The following is a 17,439-nucleotide window of genomic DNA, read 5'->3' on the forward strand; positions in this document are numbered from 1 at the left end:
CACGCAATCAGCCGCCTAATGTGTGAATCGCTCCAGACTCAACGAGGCCTGGCGGCTTAGTCGTCGGCCTGGCCGTAGGTCCAGTACGAGGACAGGGACAGCATCCTCCGGTCCACGCCGCGCTCCTCGGTCAGGTGCCGGCGCAGGCGCTTGACCATGGACTTCTCCCCGTGGACGAAGGCGTGTACCCGTCCCGCAGGCCACTCGGCCCGCCCGATCCCCTCCACGGTGGCCGCCAACTGCGAGCGCCCGAGCCGGTACTCGCCGCCACGGTGCAGCCACGTCACCTCCACACCCGAGGGCACGGTCAATTCCCATTCGTCGGCGGGGCTGCCCACCTCGATGAAGGCCTGCCCTGCGGCGTCCTCCGGCATCGCGGCGAGTGCCGCGGAGATCGCGGGCAGGGCCGACTCGTCCCCCACCAGCAGGTGAGCGTCGGCGGCCGGGTCCGGGGCGTACTTGCCTCCCGGGCCGGAGAAAGCCACCGGATCTCCCACCTGGGCTGCCGCCGCCCATGGTCCGGCCACTCCGGTGTCCCCGTGCAGTACGAAGTCGATCACCAGGGTCTCGGCCTCGGCGTCCACCGAGTGCACCGTGTAGGTGCGGCGGACAGGGCGCTGGTGCTTTGGCAGTGACTTGCGTAGCGTCTGCACGTCGTACGGCGGCGTCAGCCCCAGCGCCGGGTCCACGAAGAGGATCTTGACGTACTTGTCCGTGAAGTGGTTGTCCCGGAAGTCGGCGAACCCTGGTCCTCCGAGGGTCAGCCGCTGGAAGTGCTCCCCCAGCGGCTCGGTGGAGACCACGTCCAGGACCACCTGCTTGCCCTTGCGGCGGTCCGACGAATCGCGGGTCTCCACCGGTCCCAGTGCTCCGCGGCGCACCACGCCCTCCTGGCTATCGCCATCCGCGTGGCCATACTGGCCGTGCTGGCCATAGTCGCTGCGCTCCTGACGCCCGCCGTGCAGGTGGCGCCTGCGGTGATGATGGTGGTCGTACTTGCCGTACTTGCCGTACTTGTCCCCCTTCCCGCGCTTGCCCACGGTGCCGCCAGCCGCCACCTGCTCGCGCAGCCGGGCAGCCTTCAGGGCGTATTGCGCCGCCTTGTACTCGTACTTGGCCACGGCATAGCGTTCCCGGGCCGCACGGTACCGCTCGTAGGCCTCCTCGGCGCCCGGCTCGGAACTCACGCCCGCCGGCTGGCCACTCCCAGCTGTCGGATTCCCGGCCGCCGCGATCGCTGCCGCTGGATTCCCCGCCGCCGCGCTCGCCGTCTCCGGGCTCTCGCCCGACGGCTGGCCGGTACCTGCCGTCGGGTCATTCTCGTCTGTGCTGCCCATGGGTCCTTCCTGTGGCACGTCATCGTGCCTCCAGTTCAGCCTAGGGTCTGTGCCGAGGAGCCGATAGGCGCGTCGGCCGGTCTTCGCACGCCGGACCACGGAGAGTCCGGGCAGGCATTGGAAGGGAGAGAACCGCTATGCGTCGGGGAAGATCTGACCGATCGGCTCGCTCTTCTCAGCCTGGAAGGCCTCTTCGGCGCGGCCGTAGGCCCAGTAGGCGGACAGGGACATCCGCCGGCGGTCCACTCCGCGGACGTCCGCGAGATATCGGCGCAGATCCTTCACCATCTCCCGCTCGCCGTGGGCGAACACCTGGACGTCGCCCTCGCGCCAGGGCGCCTCGATGACCGCGTGGGCCAGTTTGGTGGACTCCGGCGTGAAGATGCCGCCGCGGTGCAGCCAGGTGACCTCGATGCCCTCTGGGGCGGTCAGGGCGACCTCGTCCTCCGGCCCGGTGGCCTCGATGATGGCGAGGCCGACGGCGTCCGAGGGCATGGCCTCCAGCGCGGAGGAGATGGCGGGAACGGCTGACTCGTCCCCGGCCAGCAGGTGCCAGTCGGCCGCCGGGTCCGGGAGGTACATCCCGCCGGGGCCCCCGAAGGTGACGGGGTCGCCGATCCTGGCGTTGGCCGCCCAGGGGCCGGCGAGGCCCTCGTCTCCGTGCACCACGAAGTCGACGGTGAGGGTGCCCGCGCGATGGTCCACGGACCGCACCGTGTAGGTGCGGCGCACGGGCATCTTCTCCGGGGGCAGGGTCTCGCGGAGATTCTCCATGTCATAGGGCATCGTCAGGCCCAGCGCCGGATCCGCGAACATCAGCTTGATGTACTTGTCCGTGGCGTCCTTGTCCTGGTAGTCCGCGAACCCCGGCCCGCCCAGCGTCAGGCGCACCAGGTGCGCGCTGATCCGCTCGGTGGCGACCACCTCGAGCAGGACCGGCGGCTTGGGCTGGCGCGGAGGACGGGCACCACCGCGCACGGAGGGGGACGTAGACATGGAGTCCTCTTTCGGAGTCGCTGACGCATTCAGTTCGACCGTACGTCATTTCACGCCGGCACCCCCTGCGGTTACCCGGCGGGCGGAATCCGGGCGGTCCTCAGCGCCGGAAGGCGGCACCGCGGTGGTCGTCCGCCAGGCGCGGGCCGGCGCCCAGGATCACCTCGCGGAGGGTCCCGACGCCGGCCCCCTCGGCCGGTTCTTCCGGCAGCAGTCCGCGCCGCCGCAGCTCGGGAGACACCAGGTCTGAGAACCGCTCGAGGTCCGCGGGGCGGACGGCCGCCGAGATGTTGAAGCCGTCCACGTCCGTGGCCTCCTGCCAGCGGATCAGCTCGTCGACCACGGTCTGCGGAGAGCCGGCGATCACCGGTCCGCGGCCGCCGATGGCGATGAACTCGGCGAGGTCCCGCACCGTCCAGGTCCGGTCTGGCGACAGCTTGGTGAAGGCCGCGAGCGCCGACTGGTTCGCCTCGGTCTTGATGTACTCCAGCGGGGCGTCCGGATCCGAGCCGTCCAGGTCCACCCCGGTCCATCCGCCGAACAGGGCCAGGGCGCCATCGATGTCCACGAACTCCCGGTAGCCCTCGAGCCGGGCTTGGGCCTCCTCGTCCGTGTCCGCGACCACCACGGTGGCCATGGTGAAGATCCGGATGGCGTCCCGCGTGCGCCCGCGCTCGGCCAGTCCGGCGCGGATGCCGTCCACCCACTGGCGGACAAGGGAGGTGGTGTTGCCGATCAGGAAGATGGCCTCGGCGTGGTCCAGGGCGAAGTCCTGACCGCGCTTCGAGGCCCCTGCCTGGAACAGGAAGGGGGTGCCCTGGGGGCCGGGATGGGTCAGGGCCTGGTCCGGCACGGAGAAGAACGTGCCCCGGTGGCCCACGGGGTGGACCTTCTCCGGATCCACGAAGACGCCGCGTTCCCGGTCGGCCACCACGGCCCCCTCCTCGAAGGATCCTTCGAAGAGCTTGTACATCACCTCCAGGTACTCGTCCGCGCGGTCGTAGCGCTCGTCATGCGGGATCTGCTGGTCCATGCCGAGGTTCCGGGCCGCCGAGTCCTGGTAGGAGGTCACCACGTTCCAGGCGATGCGGCCGCGGGTCAGGTGGTCCAGGGTCGCGAAGGTGCGGGCGAGCAGGTACGGCGCCTCGTAGGTGACGGAGGCGGTGATCCCGTAACCGAGGCGCTCGGTCACGGCGGCCATGGCGGGCACCACCACGAGCGGGTCCAGCAGGGGAACCTGCACGCCGCCCCGCAGCGTGGCGTCGGTGGAGTCCCGGTAGACGTCATACACGCCGGGGATGTCCGCCAGGAAGAGGGAGGCGAACCCGCCCCGCTCCAGGGTGCGGGCCAGCCCCGTCCAGTACTCCAGGGTGTCGAACCCGGAAACCCCGGACTCCGGGTGCCTCCAGAGGCCCGGGGACTGGTGCACCGGGACCATCATGTCGAAGGCGTTCAGGAGGAGGGGGCGGGTCATACAGTCGTCCTTTCAGACGTATTCTCGGCGGGACGATCGGGGTCAGTTGCAGCGCCTGCTGTGGTGCCGGCTGCGGCGAGTTGCTCGGAGGACAGTGCGGGATCGCCCAGCACCGGGACGGCGTGCAGGTCCGTGAGCTCCGTGCCGCGTTGCTGGCTGGCCGGATCCTTCGCCGCCAGCGCGGCGGCGACAGAGATGACGGACAGCACCGTCAGGTAGCCGGCGATCAACCATGGAGCTTCCCCGCCGGCGGCGAACAGTAGGGCAGCGATCATCGGCATCAGCCCGCCGCCCAGGACGGTGCCGACCTGGTAGCCCAGGCTCACGCCCGAGTACCGGACGTGGACGGGGAACTGCTCGGCGAACCACGCCGCCTGCGGCCCGTAGATCGCGTCATGGATGACGTTGATGCCCAGGATCACCACGAGGGGCAGGAAGGCGAGGGGGCCGGCGTCGAGGAAGGCGAAGAGGACCCAGCCAAAGACCCCGATGGCGGCATAGGCGGCCGCGGACATGATCCGGCGGCCGATCCGGTCGGACAGCCAGCCCCAGAACGGCGTGGAGAACAGGCCGATGGCCGAGGCCACCATCACCGCGGTCACGCCGGAGGAGCTGTCCTCTCGCACGTCCCTCAGGTAGGTCAGCATGTACACGGTGACGAGGTAATAGATGGCGTTCTGGGCCAACCGCAGGCCGATGGTGACCAGCAGTGGCCGCCGGTGGTGGACCAGTAGCTCCTTCAGGGGTGCCTTGGCCACATTGCCCGAGGCCTGGTGCTCCAGGAACTCCGGGGCATCGGCCACGCCGAGCCGGATCCACAGGCCGACGGCCACCAGCAGCGCGGAGAGCAGGAACGGGATGCGCCAGCCGAAGGCGGCGAACTGCTCGGCGCTCATGATGTTCTGCATGATGAAGAACGCGCCGGTGGCCAGCAGCATGCCGGCGGAGGAGCCGATCTGAGTAAAGGATCCGAAGAAACCGCGGTGCCGTGCCGGCGCATGCTCCACGCTCAGCAGCGCCGAACCGCCCCATTCGGCCCCGGCGGACAGGCCCTGGAGGATCCGCAGGATCACCAGCCCGACGACGGCCCACCAGCCGATGACTTCGAAGGTGGGCATCAGCCCGATCAGGGTGGAGGCCACCCCCATCAGCACCAGGGACGCGACCAACAGCGCCTTGCGGCCGATCCGGTCCCCCAGGTGCCCGGCGATGATCCCGCCCAGCGGTCGGGCGATCACCCCAACGGCGAGGGTCGCGAAGGAGGCGACGATCCCGCCCAGTTCGGTGGCCATCGGGAAGAACTGGACGTTGAAGATCAGCGCCGCTGCCGTGCCGTAGAGGTAGAAGTCGTACCACTCGATGGTGGTGCCGGCGAAGGCGGAGGCCAGGACCCGCTTCTTGCCGGAGAGGATGTTCGTGGACGCCATCAGCCCTGGCCGCCCTTCGCATCGCCGATCGCGTTGAGCCCCTCGGGCAGGGTCCCGTTGATCCAGTAGTCCCCCAGGGACCGGGCCCGGAAGGCGATGGGGTTGTGCGTGGCCACGGTCTGGGCGTTGCGCCAATGGCGGTCCAGGGCCTTCTTCGTGGAGGTGGCGGAGGCGCCCACGGTGAGGAACAGGTCCTGGGCGGCTCCGATGCCCAGCTCCGGCACCGTGATGGTGGCGTGTTCGATGGCCAGCTCGGAACCGTAGAGCTCGGCGGGCACGTCACCGGTGAAGTCCGGACGGTCGGCTCCTGCGGCCTCGGCGGCGGCGATGCCGGCATCCAGCGCGCGGGCGGCGTGGAGCACCGTGGCCTCGGCGGTGAAGGCCTTCCCGGCGATGCGGCCGGCGGCCTCCTGGATCAACGGATCCTCACGGAACGGCAGGCCGGACCCAGTGTTGAAGGTGCGCTTGCGAGAGGCGATGGTCGCGACGGCATCCCGCCGGGAGGCACGGGCGATCCCGGCCAGGACCGCCAGCAGCACGAGCTGGAAGAAGGCGGCCTCGTGGACGGCCTCGGCAGACCCGGGTACCCGATCGAGCACGCTGTGGGCGGGCACCGTGACCTTCGTGAAGGTCGCCGTGCCGGTGCCCGTGAGCTTCTGGCCGAAGCCATCCCAGTCGTCCTCCAGGACGACCCCCTCGGCGTCGGTGGCCACCACGGCGAACTGCCGGCCGTCGAGCAGCGCGCCGTCGGCGTCGGCACGGGCGGCCGAGACGCGGGTGTAGTCGGAGAAGATAGAGGCGGTGGCGTAGAACTTCTGCCCGTTGAGCTCCATCCCGTCGGAAGTCGGGGTCAGCGTGGTGTTCAGACCGCCCAGCGCATTGCCACCCTTCTCCGTGGAGGCGTTGCCCACCGTGGCGCCGGCCAGGACCAGCGGGTACCAGGCGTCCTGGATGTCCCGCGGCTGGAAGCGCAGGGCCTCGAGGAAGCCGTAGTGGGAGCGGTAGATGTGGGCCACGTTGGAGTCGGCCTCGGCCAGGTCGATCAGCAGGTGAAAGAAATCCTGGAGGCTGACCTCCGGACCGCCGTGGATCACCGGGACCCGCAGGGTCCCGAACCCGGCCTCGTCCAGGCTCCGGACGGCGTCGAAGGGCAGTTCGCGGTTCAGCTCCCGGGCCAGGGACCCCGCCGCGATGTCCTCGAAGTGCGGCTGGAAGTGCCTCTTGAGGCCAGCGTAGTCCGTGGGCAGGCCGTCGCTGAGGTTCGCGCCGGGCCGGACGGCGGCGATGGTGCGGGGTGTCGCGGTCATTCGGTGGTCCTTTCGGTCTCACCGAAGGATTCCCGTGGCGAGGACCAGACCGTGCCGGGTCATTCGAAGCGGCATCGTTCAGGGAACCGCTTGAGCCGTGGGATCTCCATCGGTCCTGGCGGTAGCACCCGGCCGGGGAATCCCCACGGGTTGCTGCGGCGTCGACGAGCCAGGTCTCTCGGCCGCTCTGGATGGTTACCCACCCACATTAACGGACATCGGCACCCCTGTGCTGTGTCTGGCGTCACGTCGCTTCACACAAGACATCAGCCCTCATTGAGGAGCAACTCCGCTGGCGCGGGAAACGGCAGGTGGAACACCTCTGCCTGGGCTCCCACGGCGGAGGCGGCCTCGAACTCGTCGGCGACCACCACGATCCCGTGAGTGCCGGCCTGACTGATGCGCACGGGGCGCTCGGCCCCATCGGCCAACCGCAATCGGTGACGCTCCGCGAGGAAGCCGAGGCCCCGCGCGTCGAGGGCCTCCTCCGCGTCCAGCCACTCGACCGGTGCCTCGCCCACCGGGCGGCCGAGGATGTCCCGGGGACGGAACCCGACGCCGTCGGGCACGATCCACCCGACGGGCTCACCGTCCTCGCGACGGTGCTCGATCCAGTCCTCGGGAAGCGCCATGCAGCAGACGGTAGCACTGGGCACTCCTTCCACGACGGCGTGACGAACGCCTCGCGCACGGCGCAGGATCGGATGGAGCGTCCACAGGGGAATAACGGCAGACTAGGGGTGGTTCCCTGTCAAGGGCCCAGAGGCCCCGACGTTGTCGCATGAGGAGCCCACCGGCTCCTCATTGCTTTGTGAAGAGAGGAACGCCGTAGACCATGCCGGCTACCGAGAAACCCCAGACCACCCCCGCCGGCGCTGCACTGCCGACCGCGACTTCCAGCCTTCCCCCGGGAGCCAGCCGCGTCATCTCGCTGCTCGTCGTCGCGGCCTTCGTGGTGATCCTCAATGAGACCGTCATGTCTGTGGCGCTACCGAACCTGATGACCGAGTTCGCCATCGGCGCCTCCACGGCCCAGTGGATCACCACTGCGTTCATGCTGACCATGGCTGTGGTCATCCCCATCACCGGTTACCTGCTGACCCGCCTTCCCCTGCGCACCGTGTTCATCATCGCGATGTCCAGCTTCTTGGTCGGCACCTTGCTGGCCGCCGTCGCGCCGACCTTCTTCGCGCTGGTCCTGGGCCGCGTGGTCCAGGCGATCGGCACGGCCATCATGATGCCGCTGCTGATGACCACGGTGCTGAACGTGGTCCCCTCGAACCGCCGCGGCCGGACCATGGGCGTCATCTCCATCGTCATCGCCGTGGCCCCGGCCATCGGCCCCACCCTGGGCGGTGTCATCCTGGATGCACTCAACTGGCGCTGGATGTTCTGGATCATGCTCCCGATCGCCGCGATCGCCCTCGTCCTGGGTGCCACGATGATCAGCAATGTCACGGAGACCCGGCGCCTGCCGCTGGACGTGCTCTCCGTGGTGTTGGCCGCGCTCGGCTTCGCCGGGCTGGTCTTCGGCCTGAGCAGCATCGGTTCCGCCGCCGAGGGCAGCGCGCTGATCACCCCCTGGATCCCGCTCACTGTGGGCGCCCTCTCCCTGGCCGTGTTCGCCTGGCGCCAGCTTGGCCTGCGTGACCACGCGCTGCTAGACGTTCGGGCTTTCGGCACCTCCACGTTCACGATGGCCCTGGTGATGATGTGCATCGGCATGATGGGCATGTTCGGTACCCTCATCACGTTGCCGATCTACCTGCAGACGGTCTTGGGTCTCGATGCCATGCACACCGGGCTGACCCTGCTGCCCGGCGGCCTGCTCATGGGCGTGATGGGGCTCTTCGTCGGCCGGTTGTTCGACCGCGTCGGCGCCCGCCCGCTGGTGATCCCCGGGACCGCCATCGTCGCCACCGCCCTGTGGGGGATGACCACCCTGACCGCGGACAGCGGCCAGGGGACCGTCATCGCCTGGCACATGCTGCTCAACGCGGGCCTGTCCTTCATGTTCGCGCCACTGATGACGGCGGCACTCGGCTCCCTGCCCCGCCGCCTGTACTCGCACGGTTCGGCCATCCTGTCCACCCTGCAACAGGTGGCAGGTGCCGCCGGCACCGCCGTGTTCATCACCGTCATGACCACGACCACTCTCAGCAGCACCGCCGAGGGTGCAGACATGGTCGAGGCCACCATGTCCGGCATCCACAATGCCATGGTCTGGGGCGCGGTCATCTCGCTCGTGGCCTTCGCCGGGTCCTTCTTCGTGAAGTCCGTCCCGGCCGATGAGGAGCCTGACGCCGTCGCCCACTCCCCGGCGCCGGCACCGGCCCCGGAGAACACCCCCGTCCACTGACCCACCGGTCCGTTCATCCGCCGGTCGAAAACGCCCCGCTCTACCCCGAATCCGGGGCGGAGCGGGGCGTTTTCAGTCGACGTGGAGTGGGTGTTGGGTGCCACGACCCACCCGAAGTCGACTGAAAGCGGGGCGAAGGGCAGGACGGGGAGACGGGGGGACGGGTTACTGGCGGTCCAGGTCGTACTGGGCGGCCAGCCGGACCGGTGCGGAACCGGCGCCGTAGCCCTCGTAGCCGTCCCGGCGCTCGACCACCTCGAAGAACACGGTGCCCACGGTGCGGGTGTAGAAGTGCAGGAACTCCCCGCCCTCGTCCCGGTCATACATCACGTCGTTCTCCCGCAACTCGGCGAGGAAGGCCTCGTCCAGGGCGAAGCGCGCGGCCAGGTCCTCGTAGTAGTTCGAGGGGACGGGCAGCATGCGCAATCCCCGGGCACGGGCGCGGCGCGCCACCTCAACGGCATCCGAGGCCAGGAACGCCACGTGCTGCGGGTAGGCGGCCTTCAGCCGGAGCTCGTCGTGGTCGATCTGGCCGGTGACCGTGCGGGTGGTGGAGGACCGTCCCGGGTCCAGGCCGTGCGGGATGAGGTTCAAAGGCACCCGGACGGCGCCGTCCGGGGTGCGCATCACCTCGGAGCGCACCAGGCCCTGCGGGGAGGGGACGTCATTGCTGACCTGAGCCTCGAGCCCGAACAGCGAGCGGTAGAACAGCACACCCTCCTCGAACCATTGCCAGGGCTGGGCCAGGTTGACATGGTCGATCCCGAGGATCAGCCCGTCCCCGGCCACGACGCCGGCCGGTTCCGTCCCGGCCCCAGCGTCACGGGGCGCTGCGGCGCCGGCGACCCGGCCGCCGTCGTTCCGCCCGTATTCGGCCACCCACTGGGGTGCGGCGGCCGAGGTGGGCGCGAGGAAGACCTCGGTGCCGTCCGGGGCCTGCACCCCGCGCAGCACCATCTCGTCCGCCCGGTTGGCCCGCCAGGCCTTGGGGTAGTGCAGGGCACGGGCGTGATCCGCGGTGGTCCGGGGATCCGGCACCTGCAGGCCGATCGAGGCGATGACGGAACCGCCGGCATGTTCCAGCGGCGCCTCGGTGCGGTCGTTGGTGACCACGCGGGCGTGGCCGGCCGAGAAGAGGTGGACGTCCTTGGTGCGGTGGCGTCCGTGATCCTCGAAGCCCAGCTGCGTCAGCACCTCGGCCAGGTCCGCGGGCTCGGCGGCGCGGACCTCGGCGAAGTCCCAGCCGGTGGGGTGGGTGGGCGCCTCCCCCGCCTGGGCGTCGTCGAGCCACTGCAGGGAACGCATGGCCTCCCGGGCGGTGCGCACGGACTCTGTCTGGCGGTAGATGTCCGAGAAGACCTCCAGGGAGATCGGCCCCGTATAGCCGGTCGCGTAGAGCTCCCGCATGAAGGTGACCAGGTCGAAGCCGCCCTCGCCCGGAAAGTTGCGGTGATGGCGAGACCAGGACAACACGTCCATGAGCATGATCGGCGCATCCGCCATCTGCACGAAGAACACCTTCTCCCCCGGGATCGCCCGGAAGCCGCTGACGTCGCCGCGGCGGGAAAGGATGTGGAACGAGTCCAGGCAGACGCCGAGGTTGGGCCGGTCGGCCTGTTCCACCAGGGACCAGGCGTGCTCGTAGGTGTTCACGAACCGGCCCCAGGCCAATGCCTCGTAGGCGATGCGGATCTGGTAACCGGCGGCGAGGTCAGCAGCGCGGCGGAGCTGGTCCACCGCGACCTCGTCCTCCCAGCTCGTGGCGGTGCCGACGTTGGAGCACAGCAGGATCAGGTCCACGCCGAGTCGCTGCATGAGTTGGAACTTGCCCTCGAGCCGGCGCAGGTTGTCCTGGAAAACGCTCTCCTCCACCCCTTCCAGGTCCCGGAACGGCTGGTAGAGGTCCAGGGTCAGCCCGAGTTCCGCGGCGAGGTCGCGGACCTGCTCCGGGGACAACGGCGAGGCCACCAGGTCCGGCTCGAACACTTCGATCCCGTCGAAACCGGCCTCCGCGGCGGCGCGCATCTTCTCCTCGAACGTGCCAGCCAGGCAGACGGTGGCGATCGACGTGCGGGACATGCGGGTGGGCTCTGCGTTCACGGCGTTGGCGTTGGCGTTGACGGCGGGGGCACTCTGGCTCATGCCATTAACCCTACGTCGGTTCTCAGCCCTGCTTCGCGGCGACGAGCTCGAGGAAGTGGGCCCGCACCCGTTCCGGATCGGCGCTGAGCCCGGTCATCAGGCCGAAGGCGTCCAGGGCCTGGCCCACGGCCATCGTCCCGCCGTCCACCACCTGGCAGCCGGCCGCGCGGGCCGCCACCACCAGTTCGGTCTCCACCGGCAGGTACACCACGTCCGAGACCCACAGCTCCGGGCGCAGCCACGCCGCGTCCACCGGGATGCCGGGATGGGTGTGCATCCCCACGGGGGTGCAGTGGGCGAAGCCGGTGGCGGTGGCCAGGGCGTCCTGCAGCTCGGCATGCGGGCGGGCCGTGACCCGCTGGTCGGGGAACTGCTCCTGCAGGTCGGCGGCGCGGGCGGTGGCCCGCTCGAGGTCGAGGTCGATCAGGGTGAGTTGCCCCGCCCCGGCGCGCAGGAGTGCGTAAGCCACGGCCGAGCCGGCCCCGCCGGCGCCGAGCTGGACCACGGAGCCCAGGTCAGGATCCGCCAGGGTGTTCTTCAACCCGGTGATGTAGCCGGAGTAGTCGGTGTTGTGACCCACGGAGCGGCCGTCCTCGAACACCACGGTGTTCACCGCTCCGAGGTTGCGGGCATCCTCGTCCACCTCATCCAGGTGCTCCATGATGGTCTGCTTGAACGGGTGGGTGACGTTGAACGCGTTGAAGCCCAGCCGCCGGCCGTACTCCATCAGCTGCGGCGCCTCGTCATGCGCCGCCTGGCCCTCGAAGCCCAGGGCCGCCACGTCCACCGGACGGTAGAGGTAGAGGAGCCCGTGCTCGCGGCCCTCCTTCTCATGCATGGGCGGGGTCAGCGACGTCGTGATCCCGTCCCCGATCAATCCGACCAGATACGATTCCCCGACGGTGCTCATGCGTACTCCTTCTTCGTGTTCATTCCCGGTGGCCGCCCTTAACGGTATCCCCGTCAGGCCGGGGCCTGCGTACCGTCGTCCTCGTAGACCGTGGCGCCGGCCAAATCACGCCCGGCCAGGTAACCGAAGGTCAGGGCGGGGCCGAGGTTGATGCCGCCGGCTGGGTAGAAGCCGCGCATGATCGAGGCGTGGTCGTTGCCCGCCGTGTACAGCCCCTCGATGGGCGCACCACTGGCGTCCACCACCCGTGCCTTGGCGTCCGCCGCAATCCCGGCGAAGGTGCCGAAGGATCCGGGGCGGACGTGGACCGCATAGAACGGGCCCTTCTCGAGCGGGGCCAGGGATGGGTTGGGACCCACCTCCGGGTCTCCGCCGTACCGGTTGAACGCGGTGGCGCCGCGGGAGAACTCCGGATCCTCACCGCGCCGGGCGTTCGCGTTGAACTCTGCCACCGTTCGGGCCAGCCCCTCCGGATCGATCCCGCACTTCTCGGCCAGCTCCTGGAGCGTCTCCCCCTTCACGAGGTATCCGGTCTTCAGGTACGGGGTCAGCGGCATCGGGATCGGCTTGGCGAAGCCCAACGAATAGCGCCGGATGGCGGTGGAGTCGGCGATCTGCCAGGACTCCACCGGTTCGCCCTCCGGCGTGGCCGCGAGCATCCCGTCCACATAGTCGTAGTAGCCGTTGGCCTCGTTGACGAAGCGTCGGCCGTCCCGGCGCACGCCGATGGATCCGGGCTTGGCACGGTCCATGATGTGCGGAAACACCCCGTGCCGGTTGCCCGGGTAGGGCACCAGGGAGACGGGGCACCAGGCGGCCGGTGCCTTCATGTCCGCGTCGAACACGCCGCCGGCGGCCAGCGCCAGGTCCAGGCCGTCCCCGGTGGTCTCCTCGGGGGCCAGCGTCCAGTGTTCGTTGCCCGTCGGGGTCCGGGGGAACACCTCCCGACGCCGGCCCACGTCCTGCGGGAATCCTCCGGTCGCCAGGACGACGCCGCGCTGCGCGCGGACGTACCGGCCGCCGTCGGGAGAGCCGATGATGGCGCCGGTGATGCGGCCGTCCGCAGACCGGACGAGGCCCTGGACCGGGGAGTTGATCCGGATGTCCACCCCGAGATCGTCAGCGGACTTCATCAGCCGGCCGGTCAGCGCCGTGCCGTTGACCAAGTGCATGGACCGGCCCCGGGTGACCATGTCCAGCATGTGCGGGACCACGCGCTTGACCGAGTGGACCCAACCCTCCGGCTTGAGCTTGGAGGCCTTGAGGAAGGTGGAGAGGTCTTGGCCGGCCATGATGCCCATGCCGAAGAAGGAGGTGGGGTAGTACTGGCGGCGCATCTTCTGCAGCAGCGCCGGTCCGAACTCCTTGGCGTGCACGGGGGCCGGGCCCACGGAACGGTTGCCGGTGCCCGCACCAGGGAGGTCTCCGTAGATGTCGTTGATCTTGGCACCGGTGACGAAGCGCATGAAGGTCTTGGTGTGGAAGAACCCGACCATGTGGGGCACGGCCTCGAGGAAGGAGTCGATCTTCTCCCCGGCGGCCTCGGTGTAGCGCTCGCCGAGCACAGCCCGCAGGTAGTCGCGGAACTGCTCGCGGTCCTCGTCCACACCCTCGGCCCGGGCCAGGGCGGTCCCGGGCGTCCAGGCCCAGCCGCCGGACCAGCTCGTGGCGCCTCCGCAGACCGGTGCCTTCTCAGCCACCATCACGGACAGGCCGTGATACGCCGCCGTCACGGCCGCGGCCAGTCCTCCGGCGCCGGAACCGGCGACCAGGACGTCGACGTCCTCCACCGGGACGTCCAGCGTGAGGGCCTCTTCCTCGGACAGGAGGTAGGGGGTTGCGGTCTGGGGCATGGGAGCGATCTCACTTCTCTTGCTGCGGATTTCTGGCGGTCGGTATCAACGGCCGCGTGCCATGCGGGACGGCGGCCGGCGGGGCGGTCAGCGCATCGCGCGCTCGCCGAGGAGGACGAGGGCGGCGGACTTCAGTTGGTCCGCCCAGCCCTGGGCTCCCAGGCGCTCGACGGCGGCGTCGTTCGGGACCTCCAGCGAGACGGGCAGCTGGGTGCCGGCCCGCGGTGTCTGCGCCAGCCCGGATTCCAGTGCGTCCAGGACTCCGGTCAGCTCCAGGCCGCCCTCGCCGGGGACCAGGCGAGCGGACCGGGACTCCTCCACGAGGCCCTCGCGGCTGGCAGGCCGCTCGGCCGGGGCATCACAGAGCTGCACGAGAGGTGCTCGGCAGGCGGCTGCGGAGAGTTCCTCCGCGGTTCCCCCGAACCGGCCCACGTGCAGGGTGTCCACCAAGATGTCGCACCCGGCGTGCACGGCGAACTCGTCTGCCATCGGGATCGAGGCGACGGTCTGATAGCTGATGGGCTCCAGCGCGGGACTGATCCCGAAGGCGCGCCCGTCTTCGGCCATCTGTGCCAGGGTGTCCCGGGCCCGTGAGAGGTCCGGATCTCCGCACGCCACGGTCAACGACTCGGCACCGAGTGCCTGACCGGCCTCGAACATCCGCAGCCAGGCGTCCCGCTGGTCCGTGCCGTCCAGCAGCAGGAACTCGATGTCCTTGACCCCCACTCCCGTCTCGGCCATCCGCGCCAGCGTCTCGGCCAGCAGCGGGGACCCCGGTTGCATGTCGTAGGGTTTCTCGGCCGCAGTCACCGGACGTACGCGGACGCCCACGAAATCAAATCCGGCCGCGGCCGCGTGCTGCACGAGGTCGGGCGGCGACACCGAGAGCAGTGACAGAGGTGCCAGGCCGATCAGGCGTCCGTTGGCTGCTGGCATCGGGGATGACCCACTTTCTGACGAGCGAGGGATGGTGCGGGGTGGAACGCAGTCGACCCGCGTCGCCCCTCATGTAACCCGCTTCACACCCTGCAGGTCATCATTCATCCCATTGAACAGGATATGTGGTGAAGCGGGTCACACCGGCGGCGACTCGCACCCAGGATTCACCCTCGAGCGCGAACCGGCGTCCCGGCGTCGAACCCCTCCGCCACCTCAGTCGCGAGGCAGATTCCCGACCATCCCCGAGAGCCCGCGGGTGGCCGAGAGCAGCACGGGAACCTGCACCTTGAGGTTGACGTCCGCCATGGTCTGCACGATGGCGAGGGCACCCAGTACCTGCCGGTGCGCGTCCAGGATCGGCGCCGCGAGGCCGGCCAGCGACCCCACCAGCACCCCGGGAAGATGGACGTACCCGTCCACCCTGGCCTGGGCGAGCCGGCGTCTCATATGCCCCTCGGTGACACCCGACTGCAGCGCGCTGGGGTCCCAGGGCATGGACAGGATTCGCTCCTGCACCGATGCCGGCGAGAAGGCCAGCATGGCCAGCCCGGCTGAGACGGAGAGGGCCGGCTGGCGCAGGGCCACCTTGGTCAGGTCCTCCTGGGCCCCGCGGTGGGTGAGCCGCTCCAGGTAGACGATCTCCGCCGTCGACTCATCCAGGATGGAAAGGCTGACATTCTGCTTCAGCGTGACATGGATGGCCTCCATGAACGGCAGGGCCAACTGGGAGAAGGCCTGAAACCGGGTGCCACGCTGGCCCGCCTCCCACAGGGCCAGGCCGATCCGAAAGCGGCCGCGGCCCGTGCGGAAGAGCAGACCGTCCTCCGCCATGGCCGAGGCCAGCCGGTGGGTGGTGGACGTGGACAGCCCGGCCCGCTCGGCCAACTCGGCGGCCGAGAGCTCACCGTGGTCGGCGTCGAAGCACTGCAACAGGCGCGCCACCCTGGACACAACCGATTCACCGGACCTCGAATTGGCCACCGCCACGTCCTCTCGTCGGGACTGGCGTACACATCAGCACGCCCTCCTCGACACCCACGTCAACACCCACGTCGACACCTGGGCACGGAAGCGAGCCTAGCCCATTCAATGGGCCGTGTTTTGTCAGGCTCAGGCCCGGAAGGAAAGCTTCTCTGAAGCACCGTGACCGCGTTCACAGCAACGAGTGTCACCGGCCACCTCCTCCTTCCGGTGGTTCGACCGCCCCGCGAGCAGAACTCGCGGAGGCGGCCCCGGAACCGAGGCCGGCCACGACCACGTCCCCCTGGGAGAACACATGAGCACCACCATCCAGCAGGACACCAGCGGCGCGCTGGAGACCCTGACGCCGGAACAGCAGCAGTACCGGATGACCCGCGCCAAGCGGGCCGGCTGGTCCGCCTTCCTCGGCGGCGCCCTCGAGTACTACGACTTCTTCGTCTATGCCACGGCCGCCTCACTGGTCTTCCCCTACATCTTCTTCCCGGACACGGGCAGTGACGCCCTGACCATGGTGGCCTCGTTCGGCACCCTGGGCGTGGCCTACGTGGCCCGTCCGTTCGGCGCCCTCTTCTTCGGCCACTTGGGCGACCGGGTCGGCCGGAAGTCCATCCTGCTGGCCACGTTGCTGTTGATGGGTGTGGCGACCTTCCTCATCGGCGTGCTGCCCACGTACCAGCAGATCGGCCTCTGGGCCCCGATCCTGCTCGTGGTGCTGCGGTTGGCCCAGGGCCTGTCCGCCGGTGCCGAGATCGCCGGCGCGTCTGCGCTGAGCACTGAGGAGGCGCCGGTGGGCCTGCGCGGGTTCTTCCCGTCGTTCTCCATCTCCGGCATCGCCGCCGGCATCGTGCTGGCCTCCCTGGCCTTCCTGCCGATCACCGCCATGGACGAGGCCGACCGCCTCAGCTGGGGCTGGCGCCTGCCGTTCCTGGCGTCCATCCTCGTGCTCGCCGTCGCCTGGTTCGTGCGCCGGCAGCTCGCCGAACCCGAGGACTTCCAGGAGACCAAGGACGCCGGCGAGCAGGAGAAGGCCCCCTTCCTGGTCATGCTCAAGACCCACCCGGTGCAGTTCGTGCAGATCTCCATCCTGTCCCTGCAGGTCGTGACCAACACCCTGATGCAGGCCTTCGGCCTCTCCTACGCCACGTCCGTGGGCATCGACTCCTCCACCATGCTGTGGGTGACCATCGTCGGCAACATCGTGGCCATCTTCACCACTCCGGCGGCCGCCTACCTCTCGGACAAGATCGGCCGCAAGCCGACCTTCATCGCCGGCACGGCCACCACCGCCGTGATGATCTGGGTGTACTTCAACGCGATCGCCACCGCGAACATCGCGCTGATCTTCGTCACCTCCACCATCATCCTGGGCGTCACCTACGCCATGTCCAACGCGGTCTACCCGGCCTGGTTCTCCGAGCTGTTCAACGTCAAGGTGCGCTACTCCGGCGTCGCCGTGGGCCTCCAGGTGGGCATCCTGGTCTCCGGCTTCACCCCGATGATCGCCACCGCCCTGGTGGGGGACAACTATGCGAACTGGGGCCCGGCCGCCTGGATCGTCACCGGCGCCACCATCCTGGCGACCCTCGTGGCGTTGACCACCCGGGAGACCTACAAGACGCCATTGCGCGAGCTCGGCAACCCGGTGTCTGACGCAGAGACCGAGGCCGGGCTGCACCACGGCTCGAATCCGCGTTCCGGGCGATAAGGTCGTGAC

General features: G+C 69.4%; 13 protein-coding genes and 1 riboswitch. Of the genes, 2 read left to right on the forward strand and 11 right to left on the reverse strand.

The features are described from left to right. Positions 1–56: 56 nt before the first annotated feature. The 6 genes from C8E99_RS10935 to C8E99_RS10960 all read right to left on the reverse strand — a co-directional run bounded on the left by C8E99_RS10935 (position 57) and on the right by C8E99_RS10960 (position 7,173). On the reverse strand, positions 57–1,337 hold the full coding sequence (locus C8E99_RS10935) for a siderophore-interacting protein (RefSeq protein WP_115932314.1): 1,281 nt from the start codon (positions 1,335–1,337) through the stop codon (positions 57–59). Positions 1,338–1,472: 135 nt separating this feature from the next. After that, positions 1,473–2,333 carry a siderophore-interacting protein gene (locus C8E99_RS10940; protein ID WP_115932315.1) on the reverse strand — a complete coding sequence of 287 codons (861 nt, stop codon included), beginning with the start codon at positions 2,331–2,333 and terminating at the stop codon, positions 1,473–1,475. 100 nt (positions 2,334–2,433) lie between these two features. Then, positions 2,434–3,807 (reverse strand): LLM class flavin-dependent oxidoreductase, encoded by a 1,374-nt coding sequence (locus C8E99_RS10945; protein WP_115932316.1) that lies wholly within the window; start codon positions 3,805–3,807, stop codon positions 2,434–2,436. Beyond that, positions 3,804–5,234 (reverse strand): MFS transporter, encoded by a 1,431-nt coding sequence (locus C8E99_RS10950; RefSeq protein ID WP_115932317.1) that lies wholly within the window; start codon positions 5,232–5,234, stop codon positions 3,804–3,806. The genes C8E99_RS10945 and C8E99_RS10950 overlap by 4 nt, the downstream gene beginning before the upstream one ends. Next, on the reverse strand, positions 5,234–6,541 hold the full coding sequence (locus C8E99_RS10955) for an acyl-CoA dehydrogenase family protein (RefSeq protein WP_115932318.1): 1,308 nt from the start codon (positions 6,539–6,541) through the stop codon (positions 5,234–5,236). The genes C8E99_RS10950 and C8E99_RS10955 overlap by 1 nt, the downstream gene beginning before the upstream one ends. A 103-nt stretch (positions 6,542–6,644) precedes the next feature. Next, a riboswitch (SAM riboswitch) is annotated at positions 6,645–6,739 on the reverse strand. Positions 6,740–6,807: 68 nt separating this feature from the next. Further along, positions 6,808–7,173: a hypothetical protein gene (locus C8E99_RS10960; RefSeq protein ID WP_115932319.1), complete on the reverse strand. Its 366-nt coding sequence runs from the start codon at positions 7,171–7,173 to the stop codon at positions 6,808–6,810. A 203-nt stretch (positions 7,174–7,376) separates the two neighbouring features. Here C8E99_RS10960 and C8E99_RS10965 point away from each other — a divergent pair, with 203 nt between their 5' ends. After that, entirely contained in the window at positions 7,377–8,900 is a 1,524-nt protein-coding gene (locus tag C8E99_RS10965; protein ID WP_115932320.1) for a DHA2 family efflux MFS transporter permease subunit, read from the forward strand. Between the two features lie 165 nt (positions 8,901–9,065). Here C8E99_RS10965 and C8E99_RS10970 read toward each other — a convergent pair whose 3' ends face one another. The 5 genes from C8E99_RS10970 to C8E99_RS10990 form a co-directional block, all read right to left on the reverse strand. Then, positions 9,066–11,042 (reverse strand): sugar phosphate isomerase/epimerase and 4-hydroxyphenylpyruvate domain-containing protein, encoded by a 1,977-nt coding sequence (locus C8E99_RS10970; RefSeq protein ID WP_342767570.1) that lies wholly within the window; start codon positions 11,040–11,042, stop codon positions 9,066–9,068. A 22-nt stretch (positions 11,043–11,064) separates the two neighbouring features. Then, on the reverse strand, positions 11,065–11,952 hold the full coding sequence (locus C8E99_RS10975; RefSeq protein WP_115932321.1) for a shikimate dehydrogenase: 888 nt from the start codon (positions 11,950–11,952) through the stop codon (positions 11,065–11,067). A gap of 53 nt (positions 11,953–12,005) precedes the next feature. Continuing rightward, entirely contained in the window at positions 12,006–13,805 is a 1,800-nt protein-coding gene (locus tag C8E99_RS10980) for an FAD-dependent oxidoreductase (protein WP_115932322.1), read from the reverse strand. 87 nt (positions 13,806–13,892) lie between these two features. After that, positions 13,893–14,741 carry a sugar phosphate isomerase/epimerase family protein gene (locus tag C8E99_RS10985; protein WP_115932323.1) on the reverse strand — a complete coding sequence of 283 codons (849 nt, stop codon included), beginning with the start codon at positions 14,739–14,741 and terminating at the stop codon, positions 13,893–13,895. Positions 14,742–14,957: 216 nt separating this feature from the next. After that, positions 14,958–15,725, reverse strand: a complete 768-nt coding sequence (locus tag C8E99_RS10990) for an IclR family transcriptional regulator (RefSeq protein WP_170144586.1) — start codon at positions 15,723–15,725, stop codon at positions 14,958–14,960. Positions 15,726–16,020: 295 nt separating this feature from the next. Here C8E99_RS10990 and C8E99_RS10995 point away from each other — a divergent pair, with 295 nt between their 5' ends. Then, entirely contained in the window at positions 16,021–17,430 is a 1,410-nt protein-coding gene (locus C8E99_RS10995) for an MFS transporter (RefSeq protein ID WP_115933419.1), read from the forward strand. Positions 17,431–17,439 lie beyond the last annotated feature (9 nt).

Source organism: Citricoccus muralis, from assembly GCF_003386075.1.
GTDB lineage: Bacteria > Actinomycetota > Actinomycetes > Actinomycetales > Micrococcaceae > Citricoccus > Citricoccus muralis.